The organism is Dyella sp. 2YAF14 (assembly GCF_052114725.1).
In the GTDB taxonomy this organism is placed as follows: domain Bacteria; phylum Pseudomonadota; class Gammaproteobacteria; order Xanthomonadales; family Rhodanobacteraceae; genus Dyella.
On sequence record NZ_JBFRFH010000001.1, the window covers coordinates 702,922 to 723,433 of the forward strand.

The following is a 20,512-nucleotide window of genomic DNA, read 5'->3' on the forward strand; positions in this document are numbered from 1 at the left end:
AATATGACGCAGGCGCGCCGATGCGTCGCCCTCTACCCTGACGCAAGCCGCTTCACATCAGCAGCTTGCGCACCTTGAGCAGCGCGGTCACGAAGGCGTCGATCTCTTCGCGCGTGTTGTAGAACGCGAACGAAGCGCGCAGCGTGGCCGGCACTTTGAAGAACTGCATCAGCGGATGGGCGCAGTGGTGGCCCGAGCGCACGGCAACGCCCTGAAGGTCGAGCAGCGTGGCCAGGTCGGTGGCCTGTGCACCCTCGATCAGGAACGAGATCACCGGTTCCTTTTCCTTCGCCTCGCCAAACAGGCGCAGGCCGGGGATTTCGCGCAGGCGCTCCGTGGCATAGGAGAGCAGCTGCTGCTCCCAGGCATGGATGGCTTCGAAGCCTACGGAGTCGTAGTAGTCGATCGCCGCAGTGACGCCGGCGAAACCGGCGATATTTGGCGTGCCCGCTTCGAACTTGTGTGGCGCAGCGGCAAAGGTGGTGCCGGAGAAGCTCACTTCGCGAATCATCTCGCCACCGCCGAAGAACGGCGGCATCGCGTCGAGATGTTCCTTGCGCGCCCACAGGCCACCGGTGCCTGTGGGCGACAACATCTTGTGGCCGGTGAAGGCGTAGAAGTCACAGCCCAGCGCCTGCACGTCCACCGGGCGATGCGGCACCGCCTGGGAGCCGTCCACCACCAGGGGAATGCCACGCTTGCGACATTCGCGCGCGATCTCGCGCACCGGGTTCACGGTGCCCAGCACGTTCGAAACGTGCGTAACGCAGGCGAGCTTCACATCGGGGGTGAGCATCTCGATGTACTTCTCGAGGATCAGCTCGCCGCGCTCGTCGATGGGGGCTGCCTTCACCGTGGCGCCGGTGCGCGAGGCGGCGATCTGCCACGGCACGATGTTGGCGTGGTGCTCCATCACCGTGGTGAGGATGCTATCGCCTTCCTTCAGGCGCGGCAGCGCATAGCTGTAGGCAATGAGGTTCATCGCCTGGGTCGTGCCCGAGGTGAGGATCAGCTCATTGCGCGAGGTGGCGTTGATGAAGCGGGCCAGCTTGTCGCGCGATCCTTCATAGGCTGCCGTCGCCTCTTCGCCCAGCAGATGCACGGCGCGCGATACGTTGGCGTTGTGATGGCGATAGTGCGCATCCACTGCCTCGATCACGCTCTCCGGCTTCTGGCTGGTATTGGCGTTGTCGAAATAGATCAGCGGTTTGTCGTGCACGGTGCGCGACAGCAGCGGGAAATCCGCGCGGATGCGCTGCACATCGAAAACGGTCGGGCTCGGCTTGGTCTGTGCGTTCATCGTGTTCGTTTCGCCTGATTGCTGTCGGGCCGCCGGTCAGGCGGAAGGCAATTGCGCCATCAGTCGTTCGTTGATGTGTTCGCGCAGCCCCTCGTCCGGCAGGGACTCGAACACGGCACGGCAAAAGGCCGCGGTGAGCATGGCGCGTGCTTCGGCCAACGGGATGCCGCGCGAGCGCAGATAGAACAGCGAGCGCTCGTCGAGCTGGCCCACGGTGGCACCGTGCGCCGCCTTCACCTCATCGGCGTAGATTTCCAGTTCGGGCTTGGTGTCGATCTCGGCCTGGGCCGACAGCAAGAGATTCTTGCTGCTCAAGCTGGCGTCGCTACCGTCGGCGCCTTCGGCCACCACGATGGCACCGCGGAACACACCGCGCGAACGCTCGTCGGCCACACCACGCCATACCGACTCGGACGTCGTATTGAGCGCCTGGTGGCGGATCGACATCTGCGTATCCACATGCTGGCGACCGCGCAGGGCGAACACGCCGCCCGTGTCCAGGCGCGACTTGTCGCCTGCCAGCACGGCGTGCAGGTCGTGGCGCACCAGCGAGCCGCCGAGCTCCAGCACATACATTGCCGCGTGCGCTTCGGCATGCAGCTGGAGGCTGTCATGGCGCACCAAGGTGCTGGCGTCGGAAGCATCCTGCAACGTCACGTGACGTAGCTTGGCGCCCTGGCGCAGCACCATATCGGTGACCTGGGTGCCGAGGTTCTGATGGGAATCGGTGGCCACGTGCTGTTCGACCAGGGAGAGCTCAGCGCCCTCGCCCAGCTCGATGACCTGGCGCACATGCGATGCAAGCGCGGCATCCGCCGGCGCACCGATGAACAGCACGCGGACGGTCTTGGAGACTTTGGTGCCAGCGGCCACACGCAGCACCACACCATCACCGGCGAGCACGGCGTTGAGGCGAGCGAACACGTCGCCGCCATCGCGATAGTGACGCGACAAGGCAAACCGCAGCGGTTCGGCATCGCCCTGCAGCACCTGCGACAGCGGCTGCAGCGTCAGGCCGGCCGGCAGGTTGTCCACGCCAGACAAATCCTGACGGAACACGCCGTTGACGAACACCAGCGACGGACCGTCGATACCGGCCAGCGCGTAGCGGTCGATATCGATCGCACGCGTGGACGCCTGCGCATCGCCGGCAGCGAATCGCCGTTGAGCCAGCGCGCGCAGCGCGGTGTACTTCCACGCCTCCATACGCGTATCCGGCAGGCCGCCGGCCACGAAGGCATCGAGGTTCTCGCGGCGCGCGGCATCCAGCCAGCCGATGCCGCTGCCCGGCAGCTGAGCTTGAGCGGCAGCCTCCAGCAGCGATTCGACGAAGGGCGTGCGCTGGGCTTCGCTCATGCCGAGGCTCCAGTGAGCGCGGGATCCTTGTCGTTCACCCACGCATAGCCCTGCGCTTCCAGCTTCAGTGCCAGCGTCTTGTCGCCGCTTTCGACGATGCGGCCATCCGCCAGCACGTGCACGAAATCGGGTTCGATGTAGTCGAGCAGGCGCTGGTAATGAGTGATGACCAGGAAGCCGCGCTCGGCCGAACGCAGCGCGTTCACGCCCTGGGCGACCTGCTTGAGCGCGTCGATGTCCAGGCCCGAATCGGTCTCGTCCAGGATCGCCAGCTTGGGCTCCAGCACGGCCATCTGGAAGATCTCATTGCGCTTCTTTTCGCCGCCGGAGAAACCTTCGTTCACCGCGCGATGCAGCAGCTCGTCGGAGATCTGCATGACCTTGAGCTTCTCGCGCACCAGCTTGAGGAACTGCATGGAGTCGAGCTCTTTCTCACCGCGCTGCTTGCGCTGCGCATTGAGTGCGGCGCGCAGGAAGTAGGTGTTGTTGACGCCGGGGATTTCCACCGGGTACTGGAACGCCAGGAACACACCGGCAGCGGCGCGTTCTTCCGGCTCCAGCGACAGAAGATCGACGCCGTTGAAGGTGACGGAGCCTTCGGTCACTTCGTAACCGTCGCGACCCGAGAGCACATTGCCCAGCGTGGACTTGCCCGCGCCATTGGGGCCCATGATCGCGTGCACTTCGCCGGCGTTCACGCTGAGCGTGAGTCCCTTGAGGATGTCCTTGCCCTCGACGCGGGCGTGCAGGTTTTCGATCTTCAGCATGACGGTTTCTTCAGTGGGCGACGCCGGGGCGTCGCATGTTCAAAATAAGGATCGGATGCAGCGATGGCGGCGATCAGCCGACCGCGCCTTCCAGCGACACTTCCAGCAGCTTCTTGGCTTCCACCGCGAACTCCATCGGCAGCTCGCGGAAGACCTGCTTGCAGAAGCCGTCGACGATCATTGACACCGCGTCTTCCTCGCCGATGCCACGGCTGCGGCAATAGAACAGCTGGTCGTCGGAAATCTTCGATGTGGTCGCCTCGTGCTCGACGATGGCGGAGGGATTCTTCACTTCCATGTACGGGAAAGTGTGCGCGCCGCACTTCTTGCCGATCAGCAGGGAATCGCACTGCGTGTAATTGCGCGCGCCTTCGGCGCCCTTCTCTATCTTTACCAGACCGCGATAGCTGTTGTTGCTGCGGCCGGCGCTGATGCCCTTGGAGACGATCTTCGACTTGGTGCCCTTGCCGATGTGGATCATCTTGGTGCCGGTGTCGGCCTGCTGGCGATGATGGGTGAGCGCGACGGAGTAGAACTCGCCCACCGAACGATCGCCGCGCAACACGCAGCTCGGGTATTTCCAGGTGATGGCCGAGCCGGTTTCCACCTGCGTCCACGAAATCTTGGAATCGTTGCCGCGGCAGTCGCCACGCTTGGTGACGAAGTTGTAGATGCCGCCGACGCCGTTCTCGTCACCCGGGTACCAGTTCTGCACGGTGGAATATTTGATCTGCGCGCGCTCCAGCGCCACCAGCTCAACCACCGCTGCGTGCAGCTGGTTCTCGTCGCGCATCGGCGCCGTGCAGCCTTCGAGGTAGGACACGTAGGCGTCGTCTTCGCACACGATCAGGGTGCGCTCGAACTGCCCGGTGTTGATGGCGTTGATGCGGAAATAGGTGGACAGCTCCATCGGGCAACGCACGCCCTTGGGGATGAACACGAACGAGCCATCGGAGAACACCGCCGAATTGAGCGCGGCGAAGAAGTTGTCGCCGGTCGGCACCACGCTGCCCAGGTACTTCTGCACCAGTTCGGGATGTTCGCGGATGGCTTCGCTCATCGAGCAGAAGATCACGCCGGCTTCGGCCAGTTCCTTGCGGAAAGTGGTGCCTACGGAGACCGAATCGAACACTGCATCGACCGCGACGCCGGCGAGCTTGGCGCGCTCGTGCAGCGGCACGCCCAGCTTGTCGTAGGTTTCCAGCAGCTTCGGATCGACCTCGTCCAGCGACTTCGGGCCGGACTTGGGCGCGGCGTAGTAGCTGATCGACTGGTAATCGATCGGCTTCAGATTCAACTTGGCCCAGTCCGGCATCGGCATGGTGAGCCAGTGGCGATACGCCTTGAGGCGCCACTCGGTCATCCACTCGGGTTCTTTCTTGAGCGCGGAAAGTTGACGCACGATGTCTTCGGACAGACCGGCCGGCAGATACTCGGTCTCGATGTCCGTGACGAAGCCGGCTTCGTAGCGACGACCCAGCGCTTCTGCCACTTCGGCGTTGTCGCGAAGTGTCGTGGCGGAGAGGTCGCTGCGTTCGGTGGTTTCGATGGTCATGGTGTTCTTCGTGTCGTCGTGGGCGGTCGTCATGGATGGCCTGGCGGTCATCCGATCAGGTTGGCGTCGATACGACGACTGGGTGGTTTGAGCATGTCGGACAGGCTGACTGCACGCAGCGCGCTATCCACGACGCTGTTGACGTGTTGCCAGTTGGAGCGGACGCCGCACAGCGATTCACGATCGCACTGACCTTCGGCGAGACTGCATTCGGTCATCCCGATGGGGCCTTCGAGCGCTTCCACGATCTGGGCCAGGGTGATGTCATCCGCCGGGCGCGCCAGGCGGTAGCCGCCGTTGACGCCGCGGAACGACTCCACCAGACCCGCATGACCCAGCGACTTGAGCAGCTTGCTCACGGTGGGCAGCTCCAGGCGCGCCTCGTCGGCGATCTGCGCCGTGCTGAGCACGTCGTCAGGATGGGCGGCGATGCAGGTCATCACCACGGTGGCGTAGTCGGTGAGTCGGCTGACGCGGAGCATGGGGGAATCGGCCAGAGAGACTGCGGGGAATCGGTACCAAAATGGTACTGATTAATGCCGGTGGGGTCAAACCGCGGCAATGCACCAAAAGCGGGATTTGTCCTGGGGAGAACGCCCCCTTTCCGGGCAAGGTCACGCGGCCGGCTGACGGAAACATCCCCCATCCCCTCACCGTCACCCCTGCGGAGGGAGGGATCCAGTGCCCTTGCCTCCCCGCCAACCCCTTGAAAGTCGCTGGATTCCAGCTTTCGCTGGAATGACGGTGAGGAACCATCAGCGCCAGCGCAGCGCTCATGGCACGCATCCTGCTGCACCGCGACATATCTACCGTACGGGGAGCGTTGGGGATGAAGTGGATTACGGCCATCATCAAACCGTTCACGCTGGACGATGTCCGCCAGGCGCTGACCGAGGTGGGAGTGACGGGCATGACCGTCACCGAGGTGAAGGGGTTTGGCCGCCAGCACGGGCATACCGAGCTGTACCGGGGTGCGGAATACGTGGTGGATTTCCTGCCCAAGCTCAAGCTTGAGGTGGCCGTGGCCGACGAGCAGCTCGACCGGGCGGTGGAGGCCATCGTCACCGCCGCGCGCACGGGCAAGATCGGCGACGGCAAGGTGTTCGTGAGCGAGCTGGAACAGGCCATCCGCATTCGCACGCAGGAGGTCGACGTCGATGCGCTTTGACCTGAAGACCTCACGCCCCCTGCTCGCTCTCCTCGGTCTCCTGGCCACCTCATCTGCCTGGGCACAGACCACCGCCGCGCCCACCCATATCGACAGCGGCGATACCGCGTGGATGCTCACCGCCACCGCGCTGGTGCTGCTGATGACGCTTCCGGGGCTCGCGCTCTTCTACGGCGGCATGGTGCGTGCGAAGAACCTGCTGTCGGTCTTGATGCAGTGCTTCGCCATCACCGCGATGGTGTCGGTGCTGTGGATGGTCTATGGCTACTCGCTGGCCTTCAGCACGGAAGGCATGCAGGCTGGCGTGACCAACCTGCACTCGTTCATCGGTGGACTCGATCGCGTGTTTCTTGCGGGCTTGAAACCTGACTCGCGCTATCAGACCGTGCCCGAAAGCGTGTTCGTGATGTTCCAGCTGACCTTCGCGATCATCACGCCCGCCCTCATCATCGGCGCCTTCGCCGAACGCATGAAGTTCAGCGCGCTGCTGTGGTTCAGCGGACTGTGGCTGACCATCGTCTACCTGCCGGTGGCGCATATGGTGTGGAGCGGACCGGGTTCGTTCCTCGGCGATCTGGGCGTGCTCGATTTCGCCGGCGGTACGGTGGTGCACATCAACGCGGGCATCGCGGGCCTGGTGGCCTGCCTGGTGATTGGCAAGCGCCGCGGTTATCCCAACGTGCCGATGCCGCCGCACAACCTGGGTTACACCGTGGTGGGCGCCAGCCTGCTGTGGCTGGGCTGGTTCGGCTTCAACGCCGGCTCGGCCGTGGCCGCCAACGGCAGCGCCGGCATGGCGATGCTGGTGACGCAGGTCGCCACCGCCGCCGCCGCACTGGGCTGGCTGGCGATCGAATGGATCGTGCATGGGCGGCCCAGCGTACTGGGCATTGTTTCTGGCGCGGTTGCGGGGCTTGTTGCTGTCACGCCTGCCGCTGGCACGGCCGGACCCGGCGGCGCGCTCGTGCTGGGCCTGATAGCGGGCGTCGTCTGTTTCTTCAGCGCCACGCGCCTCAAGCACAAGTTCGGCTATGACGACTCGCTGGATGTGTTCGGCGTACACGCCATCGCCGGCATCATCGGCGCCCTGCTCACCGGCCCGCTGGCCTCGCCCAAGCTCGGCGGCTTCGGCACGGTGGAATCGCTGTTCGGGCAGTTGTGGATACAGGCCAAAGGCGTGGGCTTTACGGTGGTGTGGAGCGCCGTGTTGAGTCTGCTTATCCTGAAGTTGATTGACTGGACTATTGGGCTGCGTGTGGACGATGAGCAGGAGCAGGTTGGCCTGGATCTCTCGCTGCACGAGGAGAAGGCGTACAACCTGTCGTGAGTGCGCTCTCTCATCCCCTCTTTCCTTTTGGGCAGAGGGGTTCGCTCATTTGTGGGAGCGCACCCTGTGCGCGACGCGGCGCCTGGATGTGCCGCTCCGTAGGTTCGTCGCGCACAGGGTGCGCTCCCACAGTAGATTTCCCACGGTAGATTTCAGCCCTGCTCTGGCTCCCGGCAAGATGAGGCGAATACCCGCTAAGCTTCTCTCATCGCCACGTCCAGCCGACCATGACCACCGTTCCCGACCGCGCCGCCGCCCGCCTCGCCTGGACCCGCTCCGCCCTTGGCGACGCTACGCTCGAACTCGTTTCCGCCTCTTCGGACGCCAGCTTCCGCAGCTACTGGCGCACGCACTATGACGGCAAGAGCTGGGTGGTGATGGATTCGCCGCCCGCCCTGGAAGATCCGCGCCCCTGGCTGGCCATGGGCAAACGACTAGCCGCGGCCGGTATCCACGTGCCCGCTGTGCATGCGGCGGATCTCGAGCAAGGTTTCCTGCTGATCGAAGACCTCGGCACGCAGCTCTATCTGCCCGCCTTGAACGACGACAGCGCCGATCGCCTCTATGGCGACGCCATGGATGCGCTGCTGTTGATGCAGACCCGCATGGACCACGCCGATCTGCCGCTGTTCGATCACGCACGCCTGGTAAGCGGATTGGAAGTGATGCCGGAATGGTTTCTCGGCAAACACCTCGGTTACACGCCCACCTGCGACGAATGGGATGTGCTCGAAGCCGCGTTCAGCGTGATCATCCGCAATACGCTGGAACAGCCGCGCCGTTTCGTGCATCGCGATTATCACAGCCGTAATTTGCTCATCGTCGATCACAACAATCCCGGCATCATCGATTTCCAGGGCGCGCTGTCCGGCCCGATCACTTACGACCTCGCCTCGCTGCTGCGCGATGCCTACATCGTGTGGCCGCGCGAGCGCGTGGAAGGCTGGGTCGAGTCGTATCGGCAGCGCCTGCTCACCGCCGGCGTGATCGATGAAAAGATCGACGGCAAACGCTTCCTGCGCTGGTTCGACCTCACCGGCATGCATCGCCATATCCGCGTGCTCGGCCAGTTCTATCGCCTGTGGTACCGCGATGGAAAACCTGGCTACCTCGCCGACGTGCCGCGCGTGTATCACTACGTGGTGTCGGTGGCGGAGCGCTATCCCGAACTGACGGACTTCGTGGCGCTGCTGAAGCAGCATGCGGAAGGTCGCGATCTTACCCAGGTGGCCGCCGCATGAGACACGCCATGATCTTCGCCGCCGGCCTGGGCGAACGCATGCGACCGCACACCGATCACACGCCCAAGCCTTTGCTGGAAGTGGGCGGCAAGCGCCTGATCGAGTGGCATCTGGAAAAACTGGCTGCCATTGATGTGCGTTACGTGGTGATCAACACCTCGCACCTGGCGGATCAATTTCCCGATGTGCTCGGCGATGGTTCGCGCTGGGGTCTGCGCATCCGCTACGCCTATGAAGGTCCCACACCGTTGGAAACCGGCGGCGGCATGCTCAACGCACTGCCCTTGCTGGGACCCGAGCCGTTTATCGCCGTTAGCGCGGATATCTACAGCGACTACGACTATGCCGCGCTGCCGCTTGAGCCATCCGGCCTGGCACACCTGGTGATGGTGCCCAATCCTGACTGGCATGCCACGGGCGATTTCGTGCTGGATCAGGGCCAGCTCCACGAAGACGGTTCAGGCGAGCGGCTCACCTTCGGCAATGTCGGCGTCTATCGCCCCGAATTCCTGCGCGGGCACGCACCCGGTCGCTTCAAATTGCTGCCGCTGTATCAACAAGCCATGCGCGCCGACCAGCTTAGCGGCGAGTGCTACGACGGCTTCTGGCGCAACCTGGGCAATCCGGCCCAATTGACGGAGCTGGACGCGCATTTGCGCGGCAGCTAAGCGAAAGGTGGCTTGCCGCAAAATCCTGCCGGATGGATGCGGCCGGCAGCCGGCGGTATCCTGAACTGCCCGGTTCTGTAGCGCCCCGCTCCGCTCCCCGCCTGCAGGACCGACACGTAATCTCGCAAGGTGTCGACGATGTCCGAACTGTGGTCCCATCTGGTCAGCTGGTTCGCCAGCCACGGCGTACTACCGGTGCTGCAGTTCCTGCATCTGGAAGGCCTCGCCGGCGATCCGAACGACATCTCCGGCTCGCTGCTGATCGCAGCCTTCCAGCTCTGTGTGATCGGCCTGATCTTCCGGCCGCTGGAAAGCGTCGTGCCGGCGGAACGCTGGGAACACCGCAAGCTGACCAAGGTCGACTTCCAGTACACCGTGCTGATGCTGGTCGGCATCTTTCCGATCTTCAGCTTTCTCATCCTCACGCCCATCGCCACTTACTTTGGCGGACCGGACACCGGCCCCGGCGACGCCAGCGCCTCGCCGCTCGCCATCACGCACTGGGTGCCGTGGCTGAAGCAGCATCCGTGGCTTCTGTTCGGCTGCTACTACGTGATCTACGACCTGGTGTACTACTGGATGCATCGCCTGCAGCACGCCCTGCCGTGGTGGTGGGCGTTGCACAGCATGCACCACAGCACGCGCCAGATGAGCTGCTGGACCAATGATCGCGGCAGCCTGATCGACGGCTTCATCCAGTCGATGATCCTTGCCAGCGTGGGCATCGTGATGGGCGTGGAGCCCGAGCAGTTCGCCTGGCTGGTGCTGATGGGCGAACTGGTGCAGAACTTCTCGCACGCCAATGTGCGCATCGCGTTCGGCCCGGTCTTCAACCGCGTATTCGTGTCACCGAAGTTCCACCGCCTTCACCACATGCTGGTCGACCCGACTCGTCCGACACTGCACAACTGCAACTTCGGCCAGGTCTTCTCGATCTGGGATGTGCTGTTCGGCACCGCGCTGTACAACGAACCGCTGCGCCCCACCGGCGTGGGCGATCCGATGGTGGACGACGACAACAACCATGGCCTGGTTGGCTTGCACTGGAACGCGGCCAAGCGTTTTTGGGGCGCGGTGCGCCGGCCGTCGGGCTGGAAGTTCGGCGAGGTGGCCTTCGGCCCCGACTACCGCCCAATACCGGTGGATCAACTGGATCTGCATGGGTTGGCCCATCATGTGCTGCAGCCGGCGCATGCTGTGGAAGAAACTTCGGCCGGTGTTTCCGGAGTTCAGGCCTCCACTGAGACCGCTTAGATATCTGCCTCGCCGTGTCCCCGCAGCGACTCCACTCAGGATGCTGCCGTCGCAAACTCGCCGGGGCGGTCCACGTACAGCAGGATCCAGCGGCGTGCAGCAACGTCCTTCCCTTTACGGCTCAAACGCACCTGGGTCATGGCCGATTCCTCAAGTTCTATTGCCACGTTGGGAGCATCGGGTCGACTGACTACCAGCACATCGCTCAGGGGAATTTGATGGCCCCCCGCCCAGGCCTGACGAGATTCGTGGAACGCAAGGACGCGGCGAATGGAAGATCGCGGGATGTTCCCGCCGTAATGGATGCCACCACCTAGCCACAGCGCGTGCTCATCGATTGCATGGGGAATCGAGCAGCTTGTGCTGCGCACCGCCAATGCCCATCCGACCGCATACAGCCCGGCGATAAAAACGATGCCATGGATCAACCATGGATGGGCGGGGTGGCAGAGCGACACCAGCACCCATGAAAGCGGGATGTCGCCAAGCAGTCCGATGATCATGATGGGGACCACAACGCTGCTGACCGGTCCATTCGACGTACTGAAACGTCGGACTTCCGGAAACGTTGCCGCCACCTTGGCGCTTGGCCTGGGTTGCCTCAGCACGATCGCAAAGAATTCATTCCAGAGGTTCGGAGCGCGAAACATGCGAGAGGGCCGAGACAGTGTTGGCCCATCCTAGTGTTCGGCGCAGGCGACCTTCAATCGGGGAAGTCCTGCACGCACATGGGCCAGCCTGGAAGTCACACAAAGAAAAAGGCCCGGGAATCCCCGGGCCTCTTCTCAGCGAAAGCAGCGAGCCAGTTACGGACGACGCGCCAACTCCGGATTTTCCTTGGTCCTGGGCATCAGGTCCTGCTTGGACACGCCCAGCCACAGCAGGATCGGGCTCGCCACGAAAATCGAGGAGAGCGTACCCACCAGAATACCGATCAGCATCGTGATGGCGAAGCCGTGCACAGCCGGGCCGCCGAAGAAGTACAGCGCGGCCATGGTGATGCCGGTGAACAGCGCGGTGATGATGGTACGCGACAGCGTGTTGTTGATCGAACGGTTGAGGATCTCTTCCGGCTCGGCCTTGCGGGCCAGGCGGAACAGTTCGCGCACGCGGTCGAACACCACCACCTTGTCGTTGATCGAGTAACCGATCACCGCCAGCACCGAGGCAAGCACCGTCAGGTCGAACTCGCGCTGCGTCAACGCGAAGATGCCGACCGTCACCAGCGCATCGTGGGCCTCGGTGGCGATGGCCGCCACGGCGAAACGCCACTCGAAGCGGATACCCAGGTACAAGCCGATGCCCAGCACCACCACGATGGCAGCCACGATGCCGTCGCTGCGCAGCTCTTCGCCCACGGCGGAGCCGACGTAGTCGCGACTCTTGAGCTTGGCATCCGGACGCGCGGCCTGCAGGGCCTTGGTGACGTCGTCGGCGATCTTGTCCAGGTTAACCTTGCCGCCATTGGCGACGCCGGAGTTCGGATCGTCCTTCGGCTGCAGGCGAATGGACACTTCCTTGGTGCCGCCCAGGCTCTGCACCAGCGCATGCTCCATGCCGCCCTTTTCGAGCGCGTCGCGTACTTCGCCGACCTGCACCGCGTTGTCGTAGTCCATCACCATGGACACGCCGCCGGTGAAGTCCAGACCGTAGTTCAGGTGCTTCACCGAGATGAGCACGATGGACGCGACCATCAGCAAGATCGCGAGACCGACGCTGAACTTCCTCATGCCGAGGAAGTTCACGTTGGCGTTGTGGTTGAAGATTTCCATTTGTGTTTATTCCTCAGACCGACAGCGTCTTGAGCTTGCGATGACCATGGATCAGCGCGGTGATCGCGTGCGTCACGGTGACCGAGGTGAACATCGAGGTCAGGATACCGATCAGCAGCGTCACGCCGAAGCCCTTGATCGGGCCCGAGCCCATCGTGGTCAGCGCGAGTGCGGCAATAAGGTGGGTAACGTTGGCGTCGAGAATGGTGGCCCACGCCTTGTCGTAACCAGCGCGGATCGCCGCGTGCGGCGAGGAGCCGTTGCGCAGTTCTTCACGGATGCGTTCGCAGATCAGCACGTTCGCGTCGATCGCCATACCCAGCGTCAGCACGATACCGGCGATGCCCGGCATGGTCAGCGTCACGCCGACCGCCGACATCACGGCGATCAGGATCACCAGGTTGAAGAACAGCGCCACGTCGGCCACGAGACCGAACAGCTTGTAGTAGAACGCAGCGGCCAGCAGCACTAGGGCGAGGCCGAGCGTCACGGCGCGCAGACCCTTCTGGATGTTGTCCTGGCCGAGGCTGGGACCGATCACGCGCTCTTCGACGATGTCCACCGGCGCCGCCAGCGAACCACCCTTGAGCAGCAGCGCAAGATCGGAGGCGTCCTTGGGACTGCGCAGACCGGTCGTCTGGAAGTTCTTGCCAAACACGCCGTTGATGGTGGCGTAGTTGATCACTTCTTCCGTGACCTTCGGCGTGCGCACTTCCTTGCCGTCGACCACCTTGGTGTCGACCACGCGCTCCACGTACACCACGCCCATCGGCTTGCCGACGTTGCTGGTGGTGAAGTCGAGCATCTTCTTGGCGCCGGCCGCATTGAGCGTCACCGACACTGCCGGGCTGCCGCTCTGCTGGTCGAAGCTGGACGAAGCATCCACCAACTGGTCGCCGGTGACGATGATGTTCTTGCTCAGCAGATACGGACGGCCGTCGCGATCCTTGTAGAGGCGCGCGTCGGGCGGAACGATGCCGGTGCGGGCAGCGTCCACCGCCTGCTGCGGCGTGCCGTAGCCGGAGCGGTATTCCAGGGTCGCCACGGCGCCGATCAGCTTCTTCGCCTCGGCCGTATCCTGCACGCCGGCCAGCTCGACCACGATGCGGCTGTCGCCCTGCTGCTGGATGATCGGCTCGGACACGCCCAGCGCGTTGATGCGGTTGCGCAGCGTGCCCAGGTTCTGGCGGATGGTGTTGAGCGACAGCTCACGCGCCTTGTCCGGACGCACCGCCGCGTTCAGCGGGAAACGATCGCCGGTGGCGTTGCCGTCCGTCACGGCGAGATCGGGATAATCCGCCGTGATGGCGTTGCCGGCGGCGGTGCGGTCGGCGGCGGACTTGAGCACCACCGACACACCCTGCCCGCGCTGCGGGTTGCGCACGACCGAGTCGTAGCGGATGTTCTTTTCGCGCAGCAGGCTGCGGATGTCGTCCGCGTAACGCGTTTCCTGCTTGTCGATCACATCGTTCTGATCGACCTCCATGAGGAAGTGCACGCCGCCCTGAAGGTCCAGGCCCAGCGGCATCGACTTCGCGCCGATGGACGTCAGCCAATGCGGCACCGTCGACTTCAGGTTGAACGCCACCGTGTAGTCATCGCCCAGCGAGGCCTTGATGGCATCGGCTGCGCTCTTCTGCACGTCGGCATTGGCGAAGCTGGCGAGCAGGTGATCGCCATTGAGCTCGACACCGGTCGTGGCGACGTTGGCTTTCTTCAGCGCGTCGACCACCTTCTGTTCGATCGACTGGTCAACCGTCCCGTTGCGGTTGGCCGTGATCTGCACGGCAGGCACCGGCAAGAACACATTGGGCAACGCGTAAACAATACCGAGCACCAATACGATGGCGACCAGCGCATATTTCCAGCGTGGAAAATCACTCATGCCTTGAATCCGTCAAAAGCCACGGCTGAGGCAGCCGTGGCGAGCAATGCTTCGGTGGACCGGAGCCCCTCCGCTCCGGCAAGTCGTCAGGACGACTTCAGCGAGCCCTTGGGCAGGACCTGCTGCACGGCGCCCTTCTGCACCTTGATCTTCACGTTCGGGGCGATTTCGACCGTGATGAAGCTCTCACCGATCTCTTCCACCTTGCCGGCAATACCGCCGTTGGTGACCACTTCGTCACCCTTGGACAGGGCCGTCAGCATGGCGCGGTGCTCCTTCTGACGCTTCATCTGCGGGCGGATCATGACGAAGAACATGACCACCAGCAGCAGGATCGGCAGGGCCAGGCTCATCAGGGGATTTCCCCCCGGAGCGGCTGCGGGAGCGGCCTGGGCAATCACATAGGACATCGGAAAAGTCATCAGCTCGTCTCGCAAGTAGCGGTATTGCCAGAGTTTTCTGACAACACCTGATAAAAGATCGTGGATTATGCCACGCGCCCCCGGCCCCTGCATGCGCTGCAAGGCCCGCCCGTGAAGGGTTCTGGCGTCGGGGGGCGTAGTTTGCAAGGGCTGGACCGGGGCGAGGGGCAGAAGGTTCCCCGGAGAGCCATCCCTAGCTCGTCATTCCGGCGCAGGCTGGAATCCAGTAGCGATATAGGCGGGTTTTCGCGAGAACGCTGGGCAGGCTCTACGTTGAGGCGAAAACCAGGCCATACCGCCACTGGATTCCGGCCTGCGCCGGAATGACGAGCTGGGAAGTCGTCGCCAACCTCAGGCTCAGGCCACCACCCCACCCGCCCTGCGTGCATAGAACTCCGCCACGAAGTCTTCCAGCTTCCCCGCTGCGATGGCCTCGCGCAGCCCCGCCATCAGGCGCTGGTAATGCCGCAGGTTGTGCATGGTGGCCAGCTGGCTGCCGAGGATCTCGTTGCAGCGGTCAAGATGCCGCAGGTAGGCGCGGCTGAAGCCGTTGCTGCAGGCGTAGCAGTCGCAGCCTTCCTCGATCACGCGGGTGTCCAGCGCGAATTTGGCGTTGCGGATGCGCAGCGTGCCTTCGGCGGTGAACAGGAAGCCGTTACGTGCATTGCGGGTGGGCATGACGCAGTCGAACATGTCGATGCCGCGGCGCACCGCTTCCACGATGTCCTCCGGACGGCCCACGCCCATCAGGTAGCGCGGCTTGTCGGCCGGCAACATGGGCACGGTGAAATCCAGCGCATGGTTGCGCTCGGCCTCCGGCTCGCCCACGGCGAGGCCGCCCACGGCGTAGCCGTCGAAGCCGATGTTCACCAGACCCTCCGCCGAGCGACGGCGCAGGTTTTCATAGACGCTGCCCTGCACGATGCCGAACAGCGCATTGGGATTTTTCAGATCGTCGAACGCGCGGCGCGAACGCTCAGCCCAACGCAGGCTCAGTTCCATCGAGGTGGACGCCACCTTCTCCGTAGCCGGATACGGCGTGCACTCGTCGAAGATCATCGCGATATCCGAATCCAGCACCTTCTGGATGCGCATGGACTCTTCGGGCGACAGGAACACTTTGGAGCCATCCACCGGCGAGGCGAAGGCCACGCCCTCCTCGGTGATCTTGCGCTTGTGCGCCAGCGAGAACACTTGGAAACCGCCGGAATCGGTGAGGATCGGCCTGTCCCACCCGATGAACTTGTGCAGGCCGCCGAACTGCTCCACCACCTCGAGACCGGGGCGCAGATACAGGTGGAAGGTGTTGCCCAGGATGATCTCGGCGCCGATCTCGCGGACGTCCCGCGGGGTCATCGCTTTCACCGAGCCATAGGTGCCGACCGGCATGAAGGCCGGCGTTTCCACCGTGCCGCGGTCGAATGTGAGACGGCCACGGCGGGCCGCGCCGTCGGTGGCCTGGAGTTCGAAAGTCATGGAAGTCATAGGGGGAATTATCGCCTGTCCGGCGATTTCGTGCTTTCCGAGCCAAAAAATGCAGAATCTGTGGGAGCGCACCCTGTGCGCGACAAGCCTACGAAGCGGTACACCCACGCGTGGCGGTCGCGCACAGGGTGCGCTCCCACAGGGGAGGGTTGTGCCGCTGCCGCTCAACCCCTCGGCAAAATCAACATCGCATCGCCATACGAGAAAAACCGATACCTCTGCTCCACCGCATGCCGATACGAGCCCAGCATGAAGTCGCGCCCCGCCAGCGCCGACACCAGCATCAGCAGGGTCGATTGCGGCAGGTGGAAGTTGGTCAGCAAGCCGTCGATGCTGCTGAACTTGTAGCCCGGGAAAATGAAGATCTGCGTTTCCCCCGCGAACGGCTGCAGTTCGCCGTCGCGCACCGCGCTCTCCAGCGCACGCACCACGGTGGTGCCTACCGCGATCACGCGACCGCCGGCCGCACGCGTGCGGCGGATCTGCTCCACCAGGCTCGCGCCCACGTTGAGCCACTCGCGATGCATCTGGTGATCCTTGATGTCATCGGCACGTATCGGCTGGAAGGTGCCCGCGCCCACGTGCAGGGTCACGTAGCCAAACTGGATGCCGCGCTCGCGTAGCGTCGCCAGCATCGCCTCATCGAAATGCAGGCCGGCCGTGGGCGCCGCCACCGCACCCGGCTCGCGCGCAAACACCGTCTGGTAGCGCTCCATGTCGCTGGCATCGGCGTGGCGTTCGATATACGGCGGCAGCGGCATTTCGCCGAGTTTCAGCAGCAGCCTTTCCAGCGGTTCGGGCGATTCGAAGTGCAGACGGAAGAACGAGTTGTCGCGCCCCAGCACCACGGCATGGCTGCCATCAGCCAGCTCGATGCGGCCACCCTCTTTCGGCTTCTTGCTCACCCCCAGCTGCACAGTGGCTTCGTGCGCACCGGTGACGCGCTCGATCAGGATTTCCACCTGACCGCCGGTGTCCTTGCGACCGTACAGGCGCGCAGGCAGCACGCGCGTGTCGTTGAACACCAGCAGGTCGCCCTCGCGCAGGAAGGTCGGCAGTTCGCGGAACATGCGGTCCTGGCGCAACTGCGCATCCACGTCGAGCACCAGCAGGCGGCTGGCCGAACGCTCGGACAGCGGTGCCTGCGCAATCAGCTCGGGCGGCAACTCAAAATCGAAATCGGTCTTCTTCACGGCGGGATACTGGCGTCGAATAGGCCATTATCGCGCAAAACCCGCGGCGGGCCCTCGGCCGGGGGCGTGGCGAGGCCAGGACAAGGCGCGCCCGCGATTGCTCCCGAACGCGCCGGCTACAGCCAACCCTTCTGCCGGGCCAGCCGATAAGCCTCGATGCGATTGGCGGCGCCAAGCTTGCCGATGGCCTCGGACAAGTAGTTGCGCACGGTGCCATGCGACAGGTTGAGCTGGGTGGCGATGTCGTTGGCCGACTGTCCCTCGCCCGCCAGGCGCAGCACCTGCCGCTCGCGATCGTTCAGCGGGTCGGCCTCGGACCAGGCCTCCAGCGCCAGCTGCGGATCGATGGCGCGTCCGCCGCGATGGACCATGCGCAGCGCCTCGGCCAGGTTCTCCGCCGGCGCATCCTTCAACAAATAACCGGACACGCCGGCATCCAGGGCGCGGCGAAGAAAACCCGGCCGCGCAAACGTGGTCACGATGATGACCTTGATCGGCATGTCATGGCGCTGGATGCGCTGCGCGAGCTCCAGCCCGGTCAGGCCAGGCATTTCGATATCAGTGACCAGCACGTCGGGCTTGATGCGCTGCAATTCGCGCCACGCCGCCTCACCATCCGCCGCCGAACCAAGCACCTCGATATCACTTTCGAGATTGAGCAGCGCGGACAACGCGCCACGCACCATGGCCTGATCTTCGGCCAGCAATACACGAATCATGCAGCACTCCTGTTGTTCAACTCCATGTCGGACGCCTCGGACGCGGCGACCGACATCTGCTCTTTGCCCAAGGGCACCTGCACGGTCAGCACCGTGCCATGCCGCGGCGGCGAATCGATCTGCAGGCTGCCGCCCAGCGCACGCACGCGTTCACGCATGCCGCTCACGCCATTGCCATGCACGCTCAGGCCGCCGCAACCGTCATCCGTAACCCGCATGTGGAAGCTGTGCCTGTCGATGGTGAAGTCGACGCGCGCGGTGTTCGCCTTGGCGTGGCGATAGATATTCGTCACCGCTTCACGCAACACCAGGGCCAGCGGCGCTTCGACCTGGGCGGGCAGCTGGACCTCGCAGGAAAAAGCGCCATGAAAACCGACGCCGGAGGCTTCCAGCATGAGCCGGGCCGACACCAGTTCCGCGGCCAGATCACCGCGCCGCATGCCGGTCACCGCCGTGCGCACTTCGGCCAGTGCATGGCGCGCGACGCGTTCGACTTCCTCCATTTCACGCTGGGCGCGCTCCGCATCGACCAGCGCAAGTTTGCGCGCGAGTTCGGACTTCAGCGCCACCAGCGACAAGGTGTGACCGAGCAAGTCGTGCAGGTCGCGGCCAATGCGTTCGCGTTCGGCCAGGGTGGCGAGGCGGCGTACTTCTTCCTGCGACAGACGCAGCGCCACGTCCTTGCGCTGGTTGTTCATGCGCAGGAAATGCCCAAAGCCCGAGGTCAACGACACGAAGACGATCAACAGCATGACCCAGGGCGAGACATGCAGCTCATAGGCGACGATAGCCGTAGGCATGGCCAGGATAGCCAAGGCCGTCAGCCAGCGACGCACCGACGACAGGTAGGCAAAGCACATGGCCGAGGAGACTACGTAACCGATCGCCACGCCGTTGTAAGGCCACACCATCAAACCGAGCACAGCGATGCCCGCGGCATACCAGGCCAGTTTTCGATAGGGCGCCGTGTATACCTTGAAGTGCAAATACAGATACAGCGGCACTGAGATCAGCGTGGGCACCAGCCAGCGCGTCCATACGGCCCGGGGATCGGTGATCGGCCCGATCAGCAGCGCAGCGACCCACACCAGATTCGCCATGGCCTCCCAGCGCAGGTAACTGGAGGAGCCGAGCCTGCCCAGCAGGGAGTCGGGATGCGGTTTCAGCCAGCGGCTCATGTCGCCTGCCGCTCCTGCGGTGACCAACCTGTCGCGGGCGAATCGGGCGTCCCGTCGATCTGGCCAAGGTCGCGAAATACCGAGCGCGGACGCAGCGGCACGGTGATGATCAGGCGGGTGCCTTGTCCCACCGGCGAGAGCACCTCCAGGGTGCCGCCCAGTGCTTTGACCCGTTCGCACATGCCCTTGAGGCCATTGCCGTGTACATCGATGCCGCCGCGTCCATCGTCCTGGATGCACAGCTTCAGAGTCTGATTGGCAACGTCGGTGAGCACCCGCGCACGACTTGCTCGCGCGTGCCGCGCGATGTTGGTGACGGCTTCGCGCAGGACGAGTGCCAGTCCTCGCTCGACCTCGACCGGCAAGGAAGGCGGCAGCTCGCCGCATTCGAACGATACGGCCGACGATTCCAGCATCAGTCGCGCCGCGGCAAGCTCGGCGGCCAAGTCGGTGGCGCGGATGCCTGAGACGGCCGTGCGAACCTCCGACAAAGCATGCCGTGCCACGCGTTCTGCCTCGGCCATTTCGCGCTTGGCCGCTTCGGTATCGCGATCGAACAGCTTGCGCGACAGCTCCAGCTTCAAGGTGATCAGCGACAGCGTGTGTCCCAGCAAGTCATGCAGGTCGCGACCGATACGCTCGCGCTCGGCCAGCGCCGCCAGCCGGCGTACTTCATCGTGCGACAACCGAAGCTCGGCCTCCTTTTCCTCACTGAGGCGCTCGGCGTGCACCACCAGGCCGACAATGATCGAGGTGACGGGTATCCAGATGATCGCCTGCCACGGATAGTGCAGCAGGCGCACCTCGACGATGAGCATCACGTTGAGGAGTGCCAGCAGCCCCATGTAGAGGCTCAGCTTCATGCGGCAGCTGCGCAGCATGATGGTGCCGTACACGAAATAGGTGAGCCCGCTGGGGTACCAGCGCAGCAGCAGCATCGACAAGGCGACCAGCGCCAAGGCGTAGTAACGCGACTGGCGACGGGACGCGATGCAAGCCTGTGCATACAGAACCAGGAACAGCGGATAACTGAAGAGAGTGATCCAGGCCCACTGCCAGGTGTAGTGATCGAACGCGGGTATCACGAACACCCACACCGACCACAGCAGATGCACCGCATCCACCCACGGCGACTTGCCTTTGTGCATGCTGATCGCCGCCAGAGAATCCGGCGCCGGCGTAAACCAAGCTCGTAGCCACTGACGCACCGTGTCCCGCTCCC

General features: G+C 63.9%; 19 protein-coding genes. 5 read left to right on the forward strand and 14 right to left on the reverse strand.

What is annotated here, in order from left to right:
* Window positions 1-52: 52 nt before the first annotated feature.
* The 5 genes from AB4Y82_RS03345 to AB4Y82_RS03365 all read right to left on the reverse strand — a co-directional run bounded on the left by AB4Y82_RS03345 (window position 53) and on the right by AB4Y82_RS03365 (window position 5,460).
* Window positions 53-1,300, reverse strand: coding sequence for an aminotransferase class V-fold PLP-dependent enzyme (locus AB4Y82_RS03345; protein WP_441602627.1), 1,248 nt, complete (start codon window positions 1,298-1,300; stop codon window positions 53-55).
* 36 nt (window positions 1,301-1,336) lie between these two features.
* Window positions 1,337-2,656 carry a Fe-S cluster assembly protein SufD gene (sufD, locus tag AB4Y82_RS03350; protein ID WP_441602626.1) on the reverse strand — a complete coding sequence of 440 codons (1,320 nt, stop codon included), beginning with the start codon at window positions 2,654-2,656 and terminating at the stop codon, window positions 1,337-1,339.
* Entirely contained in the window at window positions 2,653-3,423 is a 771-nt protein-coding gene (gene sufC / locus AB4Y82_RS03355; protein ID WP_441602625.1) for a Fe-S cluster assembly ATPase SufC, read from the reverse strand. The genes sufD and sufC overlap by 4 nt, the downstream gene beginning before the upstream one ends.
* Window positions 3,424-3,496: 73 nt before the next feature.
* Window positions 3,497-4,978 carry a Fe-S cluster assembly protein SufB gene (sufB, locus tag AB4Y82_RS03360; RefSeq protein WP_441602697.1) on the reverse strand — a complete coding sequence of 494 codons (1,482 nt, stop codon included), beginning with the start codon at window positions 4,976-4,978 and terminating at the stop codon, window positions 3,497-3,499.
* Between the two features lie 47 nt (window positions 4,979-5,025).
* Complete coding sequence (locus AB4Y82_RS03365) at window positions 5,026-5,460, reverse strand: SUF system Fe-S cluster assembly regulator (RefSeq protein ID WP_046970009.1); 435 nt, start codon at window positions 5,458-5,460, stop codon at window positions 5,026-5,028.
* Between the two features lie 347 nt (window positions 5,461-5,807).
* On the opposite strand from AB4Y82_RS03365, the gene AB4Y82_RS03370 reads away from it, so the two are divergent.
* From AB4Y82_RS03370 to AB4Y82_RS03390, 5 genes are all read left to right on the forward strand, one after another.
* Window positions 5,808-6,146 carry a P-II family nitrogen regulator gene (locus AB4Y82_RS03370; protein WP_441602624.1) on the forward strand — a complete coding sequence of 113 codons (339 nt, stop codon included), beginning with the start codon at window positions 5,808-5,810 and terminating at the stop codon, window positions 6,144-6,146.
* The gene (locus AB4Y82_RS03375; RefSeq protein WP_441602623.1) at window positions 6,136-7,473 is read left to right on the forward strand and encodes an ammonium transporter; all 1,338 of its coding nucleotides are present in this window, start codon (window positions 6,136-6,138) and stop codon (window positions 7,471-7,473) included. The genes AB4Y82_RS03370 and AB4Y82_RS03375 overlap by 11 nt, the downstream gene beginning before the upstream one ends.
* A gap of 227 nt (window positions 7,474-7,700) precedes the next feature.
* On the forward strand, window positions 7,701-8,714 hold the full coding sequence (locus AB4Y82_RS03380) for an aminoglycoside phosphotransferase family protein (protein WP_441602622.1): 1,014 nt from the start codon (window positions 7,701-7,703) through the stop codon (window positions 8,712-8,714).
* On the forward strand, window positions 8,711-9,382 hold the full coding sequence (gene murU, locus AB4Y82_RS03385) for an N-acetylmuramate alpha-1-phosphate uridylyltransferase MurU (protein WP_441602621.1): 672 nt from the start codon (window positions 8,711-8,713) through the stop codon (window positions 9,380-9,382). Before AB4Y82_RS03380 ends, murU begins: the two co-directional genes overlap by 4 nt.
* A gap of 138 nt (window positions 9,383-9,520) precedes the next feature.
* Window positions 9,521-10,636, forward strand: a complete 1,116-nt coding sequence (locus AB4Y82_RS03390; RefSeq protein WP_441602620.1) for a sterol desaturase family protein — start codon at window positions 9,521-9,523, stop codon at window positions 10,634-10,636.
* 35 nt (window positions 10,637-10,671) lie between these two features.
* Here AB4Y82_RS03390 and AB4Y82_RS03395 read toward each other — a convergent pair whose 3' ends face one another.
* From AB4Y82_RS03395 to AB4Y82_RS03435, 9 genes are all read right to left on the reverse strand, one after another.
* On the reverse strand, window positions 10,672-11,139 hold the full coding sequence (locus AB4Y82_RS03395) for a hypothetical protein (protein WP_441602619.1): 468 nt from the start codon (window positions 11,137-11,139) through the stop codon (window positions 10,672-10,674).
* A gap of 303 nt (window positions 11,140-11,442) precedes the next feature.
* Complete coding sequence (secF, locus tag AB4Y82_RS03400) at window positions 11,443-12,408, reverse strand: protein translocase subunit SecF (RefSeq protein WP_441602618.1); 966 nt, start codon at window positions 12,406-12,408, stop codon at window positions 11,443-11,445.
* A gap of 13 nt (window positions 12,409-12,421) precedes the next feature.
* Window positions 12,422-14,293, reverse strand: a complete 1,872-nt coding sequence (gene secD / locus AB4Y82_RS03405) for a protein translocase subunit SecD (protein ID WP_441602617.1) — start codon at window positions 14,291-14,293, stop codon at window positions 12,422-12,424.
* Between the two features lie 86 nt (window positions 14,294-14,379).
* Window positions 14,380-14,715, reverse strand: a complete 336-nt coding sequence (gene yajC, locus AB4Y82_RS03410; RefSeq protein WP_441602696.1) for a preprotein translocase subunit YajC — start codon at window positions 14,713-14,715, stop codon at window positions 14,380-14,382.
* A gap of 357 nt (window positions 14,716-15,072) precedes the next feature.
* Window positions 15,073-16,200, reverse strand: coding sequence for a tRNA guanosine(34) transglycosylase Tgt (gene tgt / locus AB4Y82_RS03415; protein ID WP_441602616.1), 1,128 nt, complete (start codon window positions 16,198-16,200; stop codon window positions 15,073-15,075).
* A gap of 164 nt (window positions 16,201-16,364) precedes the next feature.
* On the reverse strand, window positions 16,365-17,393 hold the full coding sequence (queA, locus tag AB4Y82_RS03420) for a tRNA preQ1(34) S-adenosylmethionine ribosyltransferase-isomerase QueA (RefSeq protein ID WP_441602615.1): 1,029 nt from the start codon (window positions 17,391-17,393) through the stop codon (window positions 16,365-16,367).
* A gap of 116 nt (window positions 17,394-17,509) precedes the next feature.
* The gene (locus AB4Y82_RS03425; protein ID WP_441602614.1) at window positions 17,510-18,112 is read right to left on the reverse strand and encodes a response regulator transcription factor; all 603 of its coding nucleotides are present in this window, start codon (window positions 18,110-18,112) and stop codon (window positions 17,510-17,512) included.
* Window positions 18,109-19,290 carry a sensor histidine kinase gene (locus AB4Y82_RS03430; RefSeq protein WP_441602613.1) on the reverse strand — a complete coding sequence of 394 codons (1,182 nt, stop codon included), beginning with the start codon at window positions 19,288-19,290 and terminating at the stop codon, window positions 18,109-18,111. The genes AB4Y82_RS03425 and AB4Y82_RS03430 overlap by 4 nt, the downstream gene beginning before the upstream one ends.
* The gene (locus tag AB4Y82_RS03435; protein ID WP_441602612.1) at window positions 19,287-20,438 is read right to left on the reverse strand and encodes a sensor histidine kinase; all 1,152 of its coding nucleotides are present in this window, start codon (window positions 20,436-20,438) and stop codon (window positions 19,287-19,289) included. The genes AB4Y82_RS03430 and AB4Y82_RS03435 overlap by 4 nt, the downstream gene beginning before the upstream one ends.
* Window positions 20,439-20,512: the final 74 nt, after the last annotated feature.